This window comes from Denitrobaculum tricleocarpae, assembly GCF_007004665.1.
Lineage (GTDB): Bacteria > Pseudomonadota > Alphaproteobacteria > Kiloniellales > Kiloniellaceae > Denitrobaculum > Denitrobaculum tricleocarpae.
The window spans coordinates 115,492-130,705 of the sequence record NZ_ML660056.1 but is presented as its reverse complement, the minus strand read 5'-3'; the positions used below and the strand labels follow the sequence as shown (position 1 = coordinate 130,705).

The window sequence follows — 15,214 nt, the reverse complement described above, 5'->3', positions numbered from 1 at the left end:
ATGCTTGAAGGTATTTTTTCCGGCGTCAGCACGGCCCTCTCCCCGATCAACCTGATGATGGTGACCGTTGGCTGCTTCGTAGGCACCTTTATCGGAATGCTCCCCGGTCTGGGTCCGATTTCAGCCATCGCCCTGATGATCCCGATCACTTACGGCTTCGATCCTGCCACCGGCCTGATCCTGATGGCCGGTGTTTACTATGGCGCGATCTTCGGCGGCTCGACTTCGTCGATCCTGATCAACGCGCCGGGCGTTGCCGGAACCGTCGCCACCGCATTCGACGGATACCCCCTGGCCCGCAGCGGTCAGGCCGGAAAGGCCCTGGCGATCGCCGCTTACTCCTCTTTTTCCGGCGGCACCATCGCAGCAATCTTCCTGTTGGTTGCGGCCCCCTCGCTCGCGACCGTGTCCCTCGCCTTCCAGTCGACCGATTACTTCGCGCTGATGGTGCTCGGCCTGACCGCGGTGGCCGCCTTTGCGGGTAAGGGCAATATCGTCAAAGCCCTGGTGATGACAGTGCTGGGCCTCATGATATCCACGGTCGGCACGGATCAGACCCAAGGCGTGCAACGCTTTACGATGGGCATGATCGACCTCACGGACGGCGTCTCCTTCCTGCTGCTGGCGATGGCGACATTCGCTCTATCAGAAGCCCTCATGCAGGTCCTCAAACCCAAGTCAGACGCCGACCGGAAACGCGAGATGGAGGCGCAAAAGAATCTTGGGTCCATGAAGCTGACCTCCGAGGACAAGCGCGAGATGGTGCCGGTCATCGGGCGATCTTCGGTCCTTGGTTTTATTATCGGCGTGCTGCCGGGTGCCGGCGCGACCATCGCCAGCTTCCTCGCCTACGGCATGGAGCAGCGGCTCGCCGGACCGATCAAAGGCAAACTCTTCGGAAAGGGCTCGGTCCGCGGTCTCTCAGCCCCCGAGACGGCGAACAACGCCGCTTGCTCCGGATCGTTCGTGCCGCTGCTGACGTTGGGCATTCCCGGCTCGGGCACCACGGCCATCATGCTGGGTGCCCTGATCTCCTACGGTATCCAGCCCGGGCCACGGCTGTTCGTGGACAATCCCGGCGTGTTCTGGTCGGTAATCATCTCGATGTACATCGGCAACGTGGTCCTGTTGATCCTGAACCTGCCGCTGATTCCCTACATCGCCCGGATTCTCGCGATCCCCGGGACCGTGCTGATCCCGATGATCCTCTTCTTCTCGCTGATCGGCGTTTACTTCGTCTCGTTCAACACCTTCGATATCCAACTGATGGTGATCTTCGCGGTCGCGGCCGTGGGCCTGCGCCTCCTGGAATTTCCGATGGCGCCCATGCTGCTCGGTTTTATCCTGGGCGGAATGATGGAAGAGAACCTGCGCCGCGCATTGATCATCAACAACGACTCCTGGTCCTTCCTTTGGGAACGCCCGCTGACCTTCTCGATCCTGATCATTGCCGCCGCCATTCTCTTCGTGCCCATGCTGATGCCGTATATCTCAAGGCTTCTGAAGCGCCGCCAGGAGGCAGCCGGCGAAGGCGGTTGAGGTTTGAAGGAAAATTTGTACGCATAACCACAAACTCACGGAGTTGTGTCAGAGTTGCAGTGGAGACTTCGCCCGCAGACACCATATGGTGTCTACGGGTGCAGTCACAGCTGATACAGAGCCGTTATGAAAAACCAACTTCGAACCACCAGATCGGCAGGCTTCAAGCTCGCAGCCTCGGCCGTCTTGCTCGGCGGCCTGGCGGCCTGCGCGAACGACACGGTCCTGAGACCGGTCCAGCTGGATAACTACGATCCCAACGATCTTTTCTACCTGGCTGGAAAAGGACCGGTCAAAACCCAGGTGGTCGGTAATCCCTTCGATGAGGCCAAGCCAGAGGTTGACAGCGCTACCACGTCGGTGATGACAGGCGCGACCTTCCGTCCGAAATTGACCTTTCAAATCGAAGTTCCACCAGAGCAGAATTCGCCCTATCACGTGGTCATGCTGCTGGATGCGCCGGGCAATGCGCGGCCAGAGAAGCTCTGTGCCAACCCTGAAGATGCCAATCGCTCCGCCTCCAGCAAAACAGGCGAGGATAAGCTGCGGGTCGTCGCGGTCTACTGCGTGAATGACCGCCGCCTCTCCTCAATTGCAGGGACCACGGCGCGCCCGGCGTCCTCCAGCGATCCGCGGTTTCAAAAATTGATTCAGCAGGCGACTCTGAACCTCTTCCCGCTGGATAACCCGGACCGGCGCGACAGTAATCGCCTCTGGCGGGCTCGCTAATCCGGCATCACACTCAGTCGAGCCAGCGTTGAAGCTCTTCGGTCACTCTGTCGGGATGTTCGATCGGCGACAGGTGACCGCAGTCTTCGATGATGACCAGTTCCGCCCCCGGTATCCCCTCCGCCATTTCCTCGTGACAATCGACCGGTGTGAGACGGTCCTGACGGCCACCGACCACAAGGGTCGGACATGCAATGGCGCCCAGGTCAGGCCGGCTGTCAGGGCGTGAAAGAATAGCTTTCTGCTGTCGAACGAAGGCATCCTTACCGACTCGCTCAGCCATTTTCTCGATCTCGCCGGTCAAGTCTTCCTCGCCAAGCCGGTCTTCATGGATAAAGAGCGGCAGCAGGCGGCCGGTCGCCCCTTTGAAATTTCCGACACCGACGGCCCGCACCAGGTCTTCGCGCCGGGTACGCTCCTCAGGCGTGTCGGGCCGCGCCTTGGTATTGAGCAAAGCCAGCCGGGCGACCCGCTCCGGCGCCTGGCGCAGGATTTCAAAGGCCACGTAGCCGCCCATAGAGAGCGCGGCCAGGTTAAATTGCGCTGGCGCATCACGCAAAACCGCGCGCGCCATGTCCGCTACGGTCTCGTCTTTCGTCAGGTCCGCGACGCTGCAGTCGTAGTCGCCCGAGAAGGCGATCATCTGTTCACGCCACAAAGCATGATCACAGATGAGTCCAGGCAAAAAAATCAGGTTCTTGCTTTCGTCGGTCACTTTGAAATCCGGTAAGTCCTGTGCTTGAACGCCCCGGCCTGGAGACCCGGAGCAAGATCAGAGTCTCATTTTATCAAGGCGGAAAGCTGCTTAAAACACGCCCGATCAGCGCGGTGGGCCCACTCGAAGACCACCATTTCCGTTGCGACCACCTCGATCCCGCTCGAGCGCATACGCGCGATCGCCAGGTCGGTATTCGTGCGGACCCGCGAACCCATGCCATCGTCAACCGCAAAAACCTCGTACCCCGCCTGACGAAGCTCCAGAGCGGTCTGCAGCACGCAGATATGCGCTTCCATCCCGACGACGACGATCTGCTTGCGCCCCGTCGCCTTCAGACGCTCGGCAAACCCAGGCTCGCTCATGGCGGAGAAGTGGATTTTTTCGACCACAGCTTCTTCGGGAATCAGATCGGCAACGTCCTCCATGGTCTTCCCCAGGCCGCGCGGGTACTGCTCTGTTGCGAGTATCGGCACTTCGAGAAGGTTCGCGGCCTTGAGAAGCCGGACGATATTTGTCGTCAGGCGCGGGGCATCGGCGATGGCCGGCGTGAGGCGCTCTTGGACATCAATGACAAGCAATAGCGACTTTTCGGATTGAATCAGCATATGTCCCGTGTTGGTAGTGTAACTTATAGTTAACAATGCAGAGGTATAATGAATAAATCATACATACGACTAATTTTAGACACAGCAACTTCAGGCCTTTGCAGTGTTTTTTCTTTGACAGCGAGATTGAATTTCTTATGATGCGGGCAATGTGATCGCGCGGCAAATCCTTTAATTCAGGTAAGGCTGGATTTCGCTAGGCAGACACCTCTCCAACTGATTGAGCTACATGAATTTTTCTGATCTTGGACTAAGTCCTGAGATCCTGACGGCAGTCAACGATTCCGGTTACACCACACCGACGCCGATTCAGGAACAAGCTATCCCTCACGTTCTCATGGGGCGTGACGTACTTGGATGTGCCCAGACCGGCACTGGTAAAACGGCGGGCTTCACACTCCCCATGATCGATATCCTGTCCAGCGGACGCGCACGGGCGCGGATGCCACGGTCATTGATCATCGCACCGACGCGTGAGCTGGCGGCACAGGTATCCGAAAACTTCGAAAAGTACGGCAAGCACGGCAAGCTCTCGATGGCCCTGCTGATCGGCGGATCTTCTTTTGTCGAACAGGAAAAGAAGCTGGATCGGGGCGTCGACGTGCTGATCGCGACGCCGGGCCGCCTGCTTGATCTCTTTGAGCGCGGCAAGATTCTGCTGGCTGACGTCAAGATCCTGGTGATTGATGAAGCAGACCGCATGCTCGACATGGGCTTCATCCCCGACGTCGAGCGCATCGTTTCGCTGCTGCCGAAGATCCGCCAGACTCTCTTTTTCTCGGCAACCATGGCGCCGGAGATCCGGCGGCTCGCGGATGCCTTCCTGATGAACCCGAAGGAAATCTCGGTGGATCCGCCCGCTTCGGCTGCGGAAACCGTGACCCAGGCCCTGGTGAAAGTCTCAGGCGACGCGAAGATGAAACGCGAAGCCCTGCGCAACCTGATCACCAGCGAAGAAGTCAAAAGCGGCATCGTCTTCTGTAACCGCAAGCGCGACGTCGACATCGTCTTTAAATCGCTCAAGAAGCATGACTTCTCGGTTTGCGCCCTGCACGGTGACATGGCGCAGCCCGTGCGCATGGAGACGCTGGACGACTTCAAGAACGGCAAAGCCGAAATCATGGTCTGCTCCGATGTTGCGGCCCGCGGTCTCGACATTCCCGCCGTCTCCCATGTCTTTAACTTCGACGTGCCGATCAACGCCGAAGACTACGTGCACCGCATCGGCCGCACGGGCCGCGCTGGGCGTTCGGGGAAGGCCTTTACACTTGCCCTTCCGGAAGAAGGCCGTGCGCTGAGCAATGTGGTCTCGACCATCAAGCGCGATATTCCGCTTGTGGAGGTTGAGGGCGTCGAAAGCTGGAGCCCCGAAGAAGAAGCCGACGGTAGGAGCCGCAAGCGCCGTGGTGGTGGCCGCAAGAGCGAGCCGCGTGGCCGCAAGAGCGCTTCGTCGAGCCGCAAGTCGTCAAACAACGCCCATCTGAAGGTCGTCAGCGACCGGGATGACGATCCCGCGATTGCCGAACAGCCGGATATTGTGGAAGAGACGCCGAAGCCCAAGCGTCAGCCAGCAGCAAAAGCAACGCGCGCGGCGAAGGCAAAAGCCAAGCCCGCACGCGACAAAGACGACGACGCCGAGGAAAGCAGCAGCGCCTTCGGTGATCACACACCTGCCTTTATGCTGCGGCCGGCTCAAGTCGCCTAAAGATCCGAGGAACGGCAGCGGGTTAACCGGCGGCTTCGCCTTGCCAGGAAAAAGAGGGTCCCACTGCGGACCCTTTTTCAATTCAGGCGGCAAATGCTATCATCCATTGAATTTCAAATGACAGCCGGATAAGTCTGCTGTCGGCAAGCGATCCACTGGAGTCATCGACGCGATATGCAGACGATCTTTGTGAACATCAAATGCGAACTCGGCAAGGCCTACGAAGTCGCCGACCAGGCGGTCCAGACGGTCGAGCAGGTATCGGAAGTCCATTCCACTTCGGGCCAGTACGACTTGATGCTGAAGTGTTTTCTGGGCGACCAGGACGACATCGGTCATTTCGTAACCGACTCGATTCAAACCCTGCCCGGCGTGAAAGACACCTTCACGATCGTCGCCTATAAGGCCTTTAACTAACGCCTCACCTTGGCGCGTTCAATTGCCGAAGAAATGCGTTCCGAGGATGAAGCGCTGACCTTGCGTAACCGGCCTCACCTCATGCAGGAGCGAACAGGACCAGATGATCGCGCTGCCGGTCCCGACCCGATAGTCCTGACAGCCATATTCGCGGAACCGCAATGCACCGCCCTCAAAATCTTCCGCGTTGAGAGTGACGAAGACTGAAAAGCGCCGGTGACGGGTCTTGGCCGTCGGATTGTCCCGATGCGCAGCCAAGGAGTCGCCGCTCGCTGCAGCGTAGGCCGCAATTCTGTAGTCCTCGCGCTTTGAAAATCCGGTCTGAAACGCCTTTTCGACCTCCGGCCTGATCCGGCGGGCAAGTTTTTCGTCAAGGTATTTCTGGATCTGCCGGTTTCGGATCACGTACTGAAGAACGCCGTAAGGTGCCGCGCCCTGTATTTTGAAGTCACCCTCTTAAGCCTCGTGGCCGTCGCAGAGCAAGCCATCGGTTTTCCAAACCGGAACCGGTTGATGCCAGACATCGATCAACCGGGCACAGTCTTCCCTGGTCAGAGCGTTTTTAATGACGAGCATCGGTGCATGTGTCTGATGAGTCTGGGGCTCACTGTCCTCCATCAAGCGGGTCAGACTATTATGGACTTCCGCGATCTGCGCCGCTCCACGGCCGGCAGTGATGCGAACCACACGAAACTGAGGATCAAGCACAAAGACAACCGCATCGCATCCAGGTGGCGCCGGCTCCAAACCGCAGGCGCGATAGACCCGGCCCTGCGGGTCTGAGAGCAGATCAAATGTCAGTCCGAGCCGCTCTTGAAGGTCACGGTTTCCCGTCTCGATCCCGCGCGTGATCGCACACACCACAGAGTCATGGCTGCCGGTTTTCGTGATCTGATCGTTCAGCGCTGCCAGGCCGCTCTCAAAACCAGTCCCCTCGCCGTCCGGTCCGCAGTCAAAAATCAGGAGAGTCGGCAGGCCGGCGACCTCATCGGAGTGGCTGTTGAAAAGAGTGCCGTCCTGAGCCGTGAGCGCAAAGGGAGGGATACGGTCGCCGGCTTCCAGCTGTCGTGCCGTTTCAAAGGGAATCAGATCCGCTACCAGATTTGCCATACCCCGAAACTTCCCCCAGGCGGGATAGCATAGACCAACCGGTGAAGAATGCCATGGTATGCCTTGAACGCATCACAAGAAGAGAAGTTAGCGCATTGAATTTATTGCCTTTACCGGTCGAGAAGCCCATGCGATCCTGCGCCGAAGCAATCACATTCCCCTCGCCATGTCCGCCACACAACTCTCAGTCCGCTACGCGGCCTTTTATACCGCCATATTCGCTGCGATCGGCATCTACATTCCTTTCTGGCCGCTCTGGCTGGGAGAAAAGGGCCTGAGCGCGCCTGAGATCGCAACCCTTCTGGCGGCTGCATCCTGGCTGAAAATTGCGACGACCCCCGGTTTCGCGCAGGTCTCCGACCGCAGTGGACGCCCCAAGGTAACCATGGCCGTGGTTGCCCTGCTGTCGGTCGGCTTTTATGCGCTGCTATGGGACAGCAGCGGATTCTGGCCCATCCTTTTGATCAGTCTGATCGCCGTGGCGGCCATGCAGGCCCTGCCTCCGCTGGGCGACAGCCTGACTCTGGGGGCGGTTTACGGACGGGGTCTCGACTACGGGCGGATTCGTCTTTGGGGATCGATCGGTTTCATCCTCGCGGCGGCGGTGGCCGGGCCCCTTGTGGAGACGTACGGTATCGGCGCGTTTCTGCCGTTTTTGCTGCTTCTCCTGGTTATCACCCTTGGCACGATCATCGTACTGCCGCCCCAAGACAAGACGCCTCAGAACACGGCATCACAAAGCAAGGGAGACTGGCGTCCGCTCCTGAAACCGCAATTCCTGATTTTTCTGATCTGCGCCAGTCTTCTGCAGGCAAGCCACGCAACCTACTACGCCTTTTCAACGATCCATTGGCAGCTGGCGGGCCACAGTGAAACCGTGATCGGCTTGCTGTGGGCAGAAGGTGTCGCAGCCGAAGTTCTGCTCTTTGCGATCAGCGGTGCGATGGTCAGACGAATGCGGCCCAGCACACTCCTGCTCATCGGCGGCATTTGCGGCATCGTGCGCTGGCTTGTGATTGGTGAAACCACCTGGCTCCCGGCCCTGATCGGCGTGCAGTTGCTTCATGCGGGAACTTTCGGGGCGACCCATCTCGGCGCCATGCACTTTATCGCACGGCGCGCGCCCATAGGCGCGGCGGCAACGGCCCAAAGCCTCTACTCCGCGTTTTCCGGCGGCCTCGGCATGGGGCTTGCGCTTTTACTGGCAGGTGTCCTTTACCGCGAGAGTCCTGCATTCGCTTTTTTTGCCATGGCCGGACTGGCGGGTATTGCCGTGCTGCTCGCCCTCCGGCTTCTCAGTTTTCCACGCTCACAGGAAGAACGCCTTCCCCATGAAACCACGTGACATGGCGGGTTTTAGGTCGGTCCGCGTTCCAGATAGGTGCTCAAAGCAACGTAGCTGCGCGTACCTTTGACACCCTCGATCCGGTAAATCCGGGCCAGCAAGTCCTCCAACGCCTGGGTCCCGGGCATACGGACCTTCAGGATCACACAGGTGTCGCCGGTCACCGTGTGGATCTCCTCCACCTCCTCCAGTTCAGAAAGCGCACGCATGGGCGACTTGGCGCCCCAGCCGGTGGTGTCGACATGAATGAAGGAAAGCAAAGGCCGCCCGATCTTCTCTCCGTCGAGAAGCGAAACCGTCGCCCTGATGTAGCCGTCCCGCTTGAGACGTTTCACCCGCTCGTGCACGGCGGGCGGCGACAGATGGATCTGCGCGCCCATGTCCGCGTAGGAACGAGTCGCGTCCTGGGCCAACAGCCTTAACAGCATTCGGTCTTTTTCATCGAACCCCGCCTTGGTACGCCCATTCTCCCGAAGCCTATTCGTTTCTTTTGGCATGGCTGACATTTTCCGTTTTCACCGAATTTCATTCGGTATTTATAGCCTATGACCAGTCAAAATAAATCGAATAGCCGTATTACGCTCCTTTTGCTGGCTGTGGTCGCCACGGTCGGATCCAACTCTCTGCTCTTGAGTCCGATCCTGACGGACGTCTCGCGCGGCCTGGCAACAACGCCGGCCACAGCCGCGCGCGCCATTGCCGCCTATGGCGGCGCAACCGCCTTTTCGGCGCTGGCGCTGGCACCGCTGATTGACCGCTGTGGCAACCGGACCATGCTGCTGCGCGGGCTCTTCGCTCTTTTCCTTGGGATCGGACTCAGCGCCGCTGCGCAAAGCTGGGAGATGCTGTCGATATCACAAGCTCTGGCGGGTCTCGGTGCCGGAGTCGTTCTTCCCGCCACCTACGCCCTGGCAACCAAAACCGCGCCAAAGGGCGAGGAAGCGCGAGTCCTGGGCCGAGTGTTGACAGGATGGTCCGTGTCGCTGGTTTTAGGGGTACCGATTTCGGCTCTGATTGCCGATGCCTTGGGTTGGCGCGCCTGTTTCATCGCGCTGGCTCTATTGGCGCTCGCTGCTTCTGCGGGTCTGCGTGCGATCCCCAAGGACAGGCCGCAGACATCGGAAACGCGCATTTCCTATGCTCGCTCGCTGCGCGACGCCATGACACTTGAAATCCTGCTGCTCCTGGCGATCTGCTTTTCCTTCATGACCGCCTTTTACGGGGTCTACCCATTTGTCGGCGACCATGTCCGCAGCCTGCTTGGAACGTCAACGTCTTTCGCCGGCCTCTTCGCCCTGGCGTATGGCGTCGGATTCGGAGCGGCGAGCCTTGCCGATGGCTGGTTGGACCGCGGCGACCCGAGACGGCTTTTCCCACTGGTGCTGTTTGTCATTGGCCTGGCCTACGCGGGCGTCGCACCTGCGAGCCATGACCGCTTTGCCCTCATGGCGATCTGCCTGATATGGGGCTTTCTCAATCACTTCGGCCTGAACATCCTGGTGCTGCTGCTCTCGTCAGCGGCGGGCGAGGCGCGCGGCGCGGTTTTAGGACTGAATTCCGCGATCACCTACATGGGCGCGTTGGCCGGAGCCGCGCTGCTGGGGCCGGCTTACGAAAACGCCGGCTTGACGAGCCCTGCCCTGATCGCCGCAGGCGTCGTGTTTGCCGCCGCACTGGCAAGCTGGGTGAGCCTCTACCTCGCTGGAACCCGGCACTCAGGCGGAGAGGCTTAGAAGGGCTTACTTGGTGCCGTAGATCCGGTCGCCCGCGTCCCCTAGACCCGGCATGATGTAGCCCTTTTCATTGAGCCTTTCATCCAGGGCCGCCGTGAAAATAGGTGTATCGGGATGGGCTTCGACCAGGGTCTTTACGCCCTCGGGCGCGGCCAGCAGACAGACGAACTTGATTTTCTGCGCGCCGGCATCCTTGAGCCGTTGAATGGCGGCGACGGCGGTGTGACCGGTGGCCAGCATCGGATCGACGACAATGGTCAGGCGCCCGGCCATATCCTCCGGGACCTTGAAGTAGTACTCAATGGCCTCAAGGGTCTCGTGATCCCTGTAGAGCCCCACATGTCCGGCCCGCGCGGACGGCAAGAGGTCCAGCATACCGTCGAGAATCCCGTTCCCGGCCCGCAGGATCGAAATGAAGCAGGGCTCAAGGTCCTTCAAAACCGGCAGCAGCGCCCGCGCCATCGGGGTTTCGATTTCAGCCTCGGTCAGGGGCAGATCCCGGGTGACTTCATAAGCAAGCAGCAAACTGATCTCACGCAGCAGCCGTCGGAAGTCGGCAGAGTGAGTGTCTTTCGAGCGCATCTGAGACAGCTTGTACTGCACCAGTGGATGCTCGACGATTTTAAGGTTCTTGCTCATGCTTGTTTTACCTTCCCTGTGCGCCTTGGAGCTATGCGCTGTAACCAGGCGCGCTTACCCCTGCCCGCCGCCCCTGCGCTGATCTGCCACAGCCGGCGAACAACAGCGCTATGTCGGCGCCTGATTCGATGCGGCGATAGATAAAAGAGCGGATACCTCCTGTCCAGGAGACTATGACCCATAAGGGGAATTGGGCATCAAGTGCGATCATTTACTATTGAGAATTACTCGCATCAACTTCTTCAAGAATTGCTCTTGCATTCTGTTTTCGCTGATATATTTAAATCCGTACCGATTTAGTCTGGATTAAAATGTTAAACCTGACTAAATTAGTATGGATTAAACGGCGTACCGGCGTTCCTGCTCCTTCTCACCCCTTCGAGGACAGGAAACAAGAGACGCTCACGAGGTGCCCGGATCGGTGGAGTCGATAGCGGTATCGCCCTCGAATTCGAGTGGCTCCTTAACGGCACGCCCAGGAGATTTGGATGTTTAGACTGAACCGGCTTACAGACTATGCGGTCGTCGTGATGTCGCAGATGGCGATGCGCCCGGAGAAGACGAACAGTGCCCAGGAAATCGCTGCCGAGAGCGGCGTGCCCCTGCCGACGGTCTCCAAGCTGCTCGGCACGCTGACCCGGGCCGGGCTGATGACGTCGCAGCGCGGCGCAACCGGCGGCTATGTCCTCAGCCGGAGTGCGGAAAGCATCACCATGGCTGAGATCATTCAGGCGCTTGAGGGCCCGATTGCCCTGACCGCCTGTGTAGAGGGCGCGGAAAGCAACTGCGAAGTCGAATCCCTCTGCCCGATGCGCGGTAACTGGAACCGGGTCAACTCTGCAATCCACAGCGCGCTCTCAAGCGTAACGCTGGCGGATATGAGCATGTCCATGCCGATGTTCGGCGTTCCCGCTCCCGGCGAGAATGAACAGGAAGCCCGGCGCAACACTGCGTAGGGAACAGCGTGAAAGCGCTTGGAAAATGGTTAGAAACCGTCGTTAAAGCATTGACGATTTAGGAGAAAATGGCGATGGCCGCCACAGTTGAAACGGTAGATCAGGTTCGTGCCCTTGCGGACGACAAGTACAAATACGGTTTTGTCACCGATATCGAGGCAGATACGGCACCCAAGGGGCTCGATGAGAGCACGGTGCGCTTTATCTCGGCCAAGAAGGAAGAGCCTGAATGGCTGCTTGAGTGGCGCCTGAAGGCCTACAGGCAGTGGCTGACCATGCCGGAACCGGAATGGGCCAAGGTCGACTTTCCGCCGATCGACTATCAGGACGCCTACTACTTCTCGGCGCCGAAGACGACGGAAGCGCCGAAAAGCCTCGACGAGGTCGATCCGGAACTGCTGCGCACCTACGAGAAGCTCGGGATTCCCCTCCGCGAGCAGGAGATGCTGGCCGGTGTCGCCGTCGATGCGGTCTTCGACAGTGTCTCGGTCGCGACCACCTTCCGGCATAAACTCGCCGAAAAAGGCGTCATTTTCTGCTCGATCTCCGAAGCGATCAAAGACTATCCGGATCTGGTCAAGAAGTACCTGGGCTCGGTCGTTCCCTACGGCGACAACAAGCATGCCTGCCTGAATTCGGCGGTCTTCACCGACGGCTCCTTCGTCTATATCCCCAAGGGCGTGCGCTGCCCCATGGAGCTCTCGACCTATTTCCGGATCAATGCGGCCAACACCGGCCAGTTCGAGCGCACCCTGATCATCGCGGACGAAGGCTCCTACGTCAGTTATCTGGAAGGCTGTACCGCGCCGATGCGCGACGAGAACCAGCTTCATGCCGCCGTGGTCGAACTGATCGTGCTGGATGACGCCGAGATCAAGTACTCGACGGTGCAGAACTGGTACCCGGGCGATGAAAACGGCATCGGTGGCATCTACAACTTCGTCACCAAACGCGGTGCCTGCCGCGGCAAGAACTCGAAGATCTCCTGGACCCAGGTGGAAACCGGTTCGGCGGTGACCTGGAAGTACCCGAGCTGCATCCTGCAGGGTGACAACTCGGTCGGCGAGTTCTACTCCATCGCCATCACCAACAACATGCAGCAGGCCGATACCGGCACCAAGATGATCCATCTGGGCAAGAACACCTCCTCGCGGATCATCGCCAAAGGGATCTCGGCCGGAAAGTCACAGAGTACCTACCGCGGTCTGGTCCGCATGGGCGCCAAGGCCAAGGGCGCACGGAACTATACGCAGTGCGATTCCCTGCTCATTGGCGACAAATGCGGTGCGCACACCGTGCCTTACATCGAAAGCCGCAATTCCTCGGCCCAGGTCGAGCACGAGGCGACGACTTCGAAGATCAGCGAGGACCAGCTTTTCTACTGCCGCCAGCGCGGCATTGGCGAAGAAGACGCGGTTGCCCTGGTGGTGAACGGTTTCTGCCGCGAAGTGCTTCAGCAGTTGCCCATGGAGTTCGCCGTGGAAGCGCAGAAGCTGGTGGGCATCAGCCTCGAAGGCAGCGTCGGTTAGAATCCGGTCGTCTTTGGTGATTTGACAACAATAGGATAACGAAGGTTCCAAGCGTAATGCTCGAAATCAAAAACCTCCACGCCGACGTCGAAGGCAAAGCCATTCTGCGCGGGCTCGACCTGACCATCAACCCGGGCGAAGTGCATGCCATCATGGGCCCTAACGGCTCGGGCAAAAGCACCCTGGCCCACGTCATTTCGGGCCGTGACGGCTACGATGTGACCGAAGGCGAAGTTCTCTACCGGGGTAAAAACATCCTGGAGATGGAACCGGAAGAGCGCGCCGGTGAAGGCGTGTTCCTGGCGTTCCAGTATCCAGTGGAGATCCCGGGCGTCACCAACACCACCTTCATGAAGGAAGCCCTGAATTCGGTGCGTAAGTACCGCGGCGAGGATGAGCTGGATGCGATGCAGTTCATGAAGGTTATCCGCGAAAAGACCAAGCAGTTGGGTGTGTCCAACGACATGCTGAAGCGGGCCGTCAATGTCGGCTTCTCCGGCGGTGAAAAGAAACGCAACGACATCCTACAGATGGCGATCCTGGAGCCAAGTCTTGCGATTTTGGACGAAACGGACAGCGGCCTGGACATCGATGCGCTCAAAACCGTCGCAGACGGCGTGAACCTGTTACGCTCGCCCGAAAACGCGACCCTGGTGATCACCCACTATCAGCGCCTGCTGGACTACATCGTGCCGGATTACGTTCACGTCCTGGCCAAGGGAAAGATCGTCAAGTCGGGTGATAAAAGCCTGGCGCAAGAACTTGAAAAGAAAGGTTATGCCGAGTTCACCGATCAAGCTGCCTGAGGGCCTTCATAAGCCGCAAACGCATCTTAGGACGCCAGAACCGAGCAAGATCCGATATGAAGCAAGATAATGCCATGACCACACCTTTCGTTGATCAGTACGACGGCCTCAAGCCGGCGCTTCCCGGGCATGCCCTGCCCTGGCTCGCCGCGCTGCGCGACCGGGCGCTGGACAGCTTCGCCGAGACGGGCTTGCCGACCCAGCGGCGCGAATCCTGGAAGTACACCAACCTGCGCGGCCTGAAACAGCTGGAACTGACCGAACAGGCTCTGAGCCCGCAGCCGATCTCTATCGATCGTGCCCCCAGCCTGTTGCCCGATGGCAGTGCCTATCGTGTCGTCTTCGTAAACGGCGGATTTCGCTCCGATCTCTCGGATCTTGCCGGACTGCCCGAAGGTGTGACGCTCGGCAGCGTCGCTGAACTGGCGGAGAGCCAGCCGCAGCGCGTGGAGGCCCTGCTTTCTGCGCACAAGGATACGGATGATCAGCCGCTGGTCGCCCTCAACACCGCCTTCATGCGCGATGGTCTCCTGTTGGAGCTCGAGGCAGGAAGCAAACTCGACAAGACTTTGGAAATCATCCACGTCAATTCGGCGGAAAATGGTGTATTTGCGCACAATGCCCGAAACCTGATTTCCCTGGCTGCGGGCAGCGAGGCGACGATTCTCGAACATCACATCGGCCTGAACGGCGCTGCTTACTACATCAATGCGGCAAATGACGTCACCCTCGCGGAAGGCGCAACCCTGCGCCACTATCGGATCCAGGCCGAGGGCGAAAATGCCGTGCACACCAGCACCATGAACGGCCAGTTGGCGGGCGACAGCTTTTACGACGGCTTCACCCTGAGCATCGGTGCGGCTCTGTCACGTAACGAAACCTCTATGAAGCTCACGGCCGCCGGCGCACGCTGTCACCTCAACGGCGGCTATCTGATGCGGGACAAGCAGCATTGCGACACCACGACGGTCGTTGACCACCTCTCACCGCAGACTTCGTGCCGGGAAGTCTTTAAGGGCGTACTCGACGACCGCTCACGCGGTGTATTCCAGGGCCGCATCGTGGTGCATCCTCAAGCGCAACAGACCGACGGCCATCAGCTCAACAAGGTGCTGCTGCTGACCGATACGGCGGAAATAAATGCCAAACCGGAGCTCGAGATCTACGCGGACGATGTGAAGTGCAGTCACGGCTGTTCGGCGGGTGAAGTCGACCATGATGCGCTCTTTTATCTGCGCTCGCGCGGTCTCTCGGAAGACTCTGCTAAAGCCTTGCTGATAAAGGCTTTTCTTGCAGAGTCCGTGAGTGAAATCGGTGATGAAGCACTGCATGACGTGTTTCTGGACAAAATCTCGGATTGGCTGGCGGTATGAAAATGGAGCA

16 protein-coding genes are annotated in these 15,214 nt (G+C 59.1%); 10 read left to right on the top strand and 6 right to left on the bottom strand.

What is annotated here, in order from left to right; all coding sequences use genetic code 11:
• On the top strand, positions 1 to 1,539 hold the full coding sequence (locus FKG95_RS15410) for a tripartite tricarboxylate transporter permease (protein ID WP_142897288.1): 1,539 nt from the start codon (positions 1 to 3) through the stop codon (positions 1,537 to 1,539).
• Positions 1,540 to 1,665: 126 nt separating this feature from the next.
• Positions 1,666 to 2,268, top strand: a complete 603-nt coding sequence (locus FKG95_RS15405; RefSeq protein WP_142897287.1) for a hypothetical protein — start codon at positions 1,666 to 1,668, stop codon at positions 2,266 to 2,268.
• 13 nt (positions 2,269 to 2,281) lie between these two features.
• On the opposite strand, the gene FKG95_RS15400 is transcribed toward FKG95_RS15405, so the two are convergent.
• Together FKG95_RS15400 and FKG95_RS15395 are read right to left on the bottom strand one after the other, a co-directional pair.
• Positions 2,282 to 2,983 carry an alpha/beta fold hydrolase gene (locus FKG95_RS15400; RefSeq protein WP_246116798.1) on the bottom strand — a complete coding sequence of 234 codons (702 nt, stop codon included), beginning with the start codon at positions 2,981 to 2,983 and terminating at the stop codon, positions 2,282 to 2,284.
• A gap of 65 nt (positions 2,984 to 3,048) precedes the next feature.
• Positions 3,049 to 3,591 carry a hydrolase gene (locus FKG95_RS15395; RefSeq protein WP_142897286.1) on the bottom strand — a complete coding sequence of 181 codons (543 nt, stop codon included), beginning with the start codon at positions 3,589 to 3,591 and terminating at the stop codon, positions 3,049 to 3,051.
• Positions 3,592 to 3,820: 229 nt separating this feature from the next.
• Between FKG95_RS15395 and FKG95_RS15390 the strand changes: the two genes are divergently transcribed.
• Both FKG95_RS15390 and FKG95_RS15385 read left to right on the top strand, forming a co-directional pair.
• Positions 3,821 to 5,296 carry a DEAD/DEAH box helicase gene (locus FKG95_RS15390; RefSeq protein ID WP_142897285.1) on the top strand — a complete coding sequence of 492 codons (1,476 nt, stop codon included), beginning with the start codon at positions 3,821 to 3,823 and terminating at the stop codon, positions 5,294 to 5,296.
• Positions 5,297 to 5,470: 174 nt separating this feature from the next.
• Positions 5,471 to 5,713, top strand: a complete 243-nt coding sequence (locus tag FKG95_RS15385; protein ID WP_142897284.1) for an Lrp/AsnC ligand binding domain-containing protein — start codon at positions 5,471 to 5,473, stop codon at positions 5,711 to 5,713.
• A gap of 18 nt (positions 5,714 to 5,731) precedes the next feature.
• Here FKG95_RS15385 and FKG95_RS15380 read toward each other — a convergent pair whose 3' ends face one another.
• Both FKG95_RS15380 and FKG95_RS15375 read right to left on the bottom strand, forming a co-directional pair.
• Positions 5,732 to 6,118 carry a 2OG-Fe(II) oxygenase gene (locus FKG95_RS15380; protein ID WP_179954114.1) on the bottom strand — a complete coding sequence of 129 codons (387 nt, stop codon included), beginning with the start codon at positions 6,116 to 6,118 and terminating at the stop codon, positions 5,732 to 5,734.
• Positions 6,119 to 6,169: 51 nt separating this feature from the next.
• Complete coding sequence (locus FKG95_RS15375) at positions 6,170 to 6,823, bottom strand: peroxiredoxin family protein (protein ID WP_142897282.1); 654 nt, start codon at positions 6,821 to 6,823, stop codon at positions 6,170 to 6,172.
• 166 nt (positions 6,824 to 6,989) lie between these two features.
• Between FKG95_RS15375 and FKG95_RS15370 the strand changes: the two genes are divergently transcribed.
• A complete protein-coding gene (locus FKG95_RS15370) occupies positions 6,990 to 8,168 on the top strand; it encodes a 3-phenylpropionate MFS transporter (protein WP_142897281.1) in 1,179 nt (392 codons plus the stop codon).
• An 11-nt stretch (positions 8,169 to 8,179) separates the two neighbouring features.
• Here the strand turns inward: FKG95_RS15370 and FKG95_RS15365 are convergent, their stop codons facing one another.
• A complete protein-coding gene (locus tag FKG95_RS15365) occupies positions 8,180 to 8,665 on the bottom strand; it encodes an Lrp/AsnC family transcriptional regulator (protein ID WP_142897280.1) in 486 nt (161 codons plus the stop codon).
• A 48-nt stretch (positions 8,666 to 8,713) separates the two neighbouring features.
• Between FKG95_RS15365 and FKG95_RS15360 the strand changes: the two genes are divergently transcribed.
• The gene (locus tag FKG95_RS15360; RefSeq protein WP_218940211.1) at positions 8,714 to 9,901 is read left to right on the top strand and encodes an MFS transporter; all 1,188 of its coding nucleotides are present in this window, start codon (positions 8,714 to 8,716) and stop codon (positions 9,899 to 9,901) included.
• A gap of 6 nt (positions 9,902 to 9,907) precedes the next feature.
• On the opposite strand, the gene upp is transcribed toward FKG95_RS15360, so the two are convergent.
• Positions 9,908 to 10,540: a uracil phosphoribosyltransferase gene (upp, locus tag FKG95_RS15355; protein ID WP_142897279.1), complete on the bottom strand. Its 633-nt coding sequence runs from the start codon at positions 10,538 to 10,540 to the stop codon at positions 9,908 to 9,910.
• Positions 10,541 to 11,028: 488 nt separating this feature from the next.
• Between upp and FKG95_RS15350 the strand changes: the two genes are divergently transcribed.
• The 4 genes from FKG95_RS15350 to sufD all read left to right on the top strand — a co-directional run bounded on the left by FKG95_RS15350 (position 11,029) and on the right by sufD (position 15,204).
• Positions 11,029 to 11,496, top strand: coding sequence for an SUF system Fe-S cluster assembly regulator (locus FKG95_RS15350; RefSeq protein WP_142897278.1), 468 nt, complete (start codon positions 11,029 to 11,031; stop codon positions 11,494 to 11,496).
• Between the two features lie 74 nt (positions 11,497 to 11,570).
• Positions 11,571 to 13,025 (top strand): Fe-S cluster assembly protein SufB, encoded by a 1,455-nt coding sequence (gene sufB / locus FKG95_RS15345; RefSeq protein WP_142897277.1) that lies wholly within the window; start codon positions 11,571 to 11,573, stop codon positions 13,023 to 13,025.
• A gap of 56 nt (positions 13,026 to 13,081) precedes the next feature.
• On the top strand, positions 13,082 to 13,831 hold the full coding sequence (gene sufC, locus FKG95_RS15340) for a Fe-S cluster assembly ATPase SufC (RefSeq protein ID WP_142897276.1): 750 nt from the start codon (positions 13,082 to 13,084) through the stop codon (positions 13,829 to 13,831).
• Positions 13,832 to 13,887: 56 nt separating this feature from the next.
• The gene (sufD, locus tag FKG95_RS15335) at positions 13,888 to 15,204 is read left to right on the top strand and encodes a Fe-S cluster assembly protein SufD (RefSeq protein WP_142897275.1); all 1,317 of its coding nucleotides are present in this window, start codon (positions 13,888 to 13,890) and stop codon (positions 15,202 to 15,204) included.
• The last annotated feature ends 10 nt before the right edge of the window (positions 15,205 to 15,214 follow it).

Coding starts and splice junctions, on each gene's coding strand:
- FKG95_RS15410 (WP_142897288.1), top strand. CDS start 1: ATGCTTGAAGGTATTTTTTCCGGCGTCAGCACGGCCCTCTCCCCGATC.
- FKG95_RS15405 (WP_142897287.1), top strand. CDS start 1,666: ATGAAAAACCAACTTCGAACCACCAGATCGGCAGGCTTCAAGCTCGCA.
- FKG95_RS15395 (WP_142897286.1), bottom strand. CDS start 3,591: ATGCTGATTCAATCCGAAAAGTCGCTATTGCTTGTCATTGATGTCCAA.
- FKG95_RS15390 (WP_142897285.1), top strand. CDS start 3,821: ATGAATTTTTCTGATCTTGGACTAAGTCCTGAGATCCTGACGGCAGTC.
- FKG95_RS15385 (WP_142897284.1), top strand. CDS start 5,471: ATGCAGACGATCTTTGTGAACATCAAATGCGAACTCGGCAAGGCCTAC.
- FKG95_RS15375 (WP_142897282.1), bottom strand. CDS start 6,823: ATGGCAAATCTGGTAGCGGATCTGATTCCCTTTGAAACGGCACGACAG.
- FKG95_RS15370 (WP_142897281.1), top strand. CDS start 6,990: ATGTCCGCCACACAACTCTCAGTCCGCTACGCGGCCTTTTATACCGCC.
- FKG95_RS15365 (WP_142897280.1), bottom strand. CDS start 8,665: ATGCCAAAAGAAACGAATAGGCTTCGGGAGAATGGGCGTACCAAGGCG.
- FKG95_RS15360 (WP_218940211.1), top strand. CDS start 8,714: ATGACCAGTCAAAATAAATCGAATAGCCGTATTACGCTCCTTTTGCTG.
- upp (WP_142897279.1), bottom strand. CDS start 10,540: ATGAGCAAGAACCTTAAAATCGTCGAGCATCCACTGGTGCAGTACAAG.
- FKG95_RS15350 (WP_142897278.1), top strand. CDS start 11,029: ATGTTTAGACTGAACCGGCTTACAGACTATGCGGTCGTCGTGATGTCG.
- sufB (WP_142897277.1), top strand. CDS start 11,571: ATGGCCGCCACAGTTGAAACGGTAGATCAGGTTCGTGCCCTTGCGGAC.
- sufC (WP_142897276.1), top strand. CDS start 13,082: ATGCTCGAAATCAAAAACCTCCACGCCGACGTCGAAGGCAAAGCCATT.
- sufD (WP_142897275.1), top strand. CDS start 13,888: ATGAAGCAAGATAATGCCATGACCACACCTTTCGTTGATCAGTACGAC.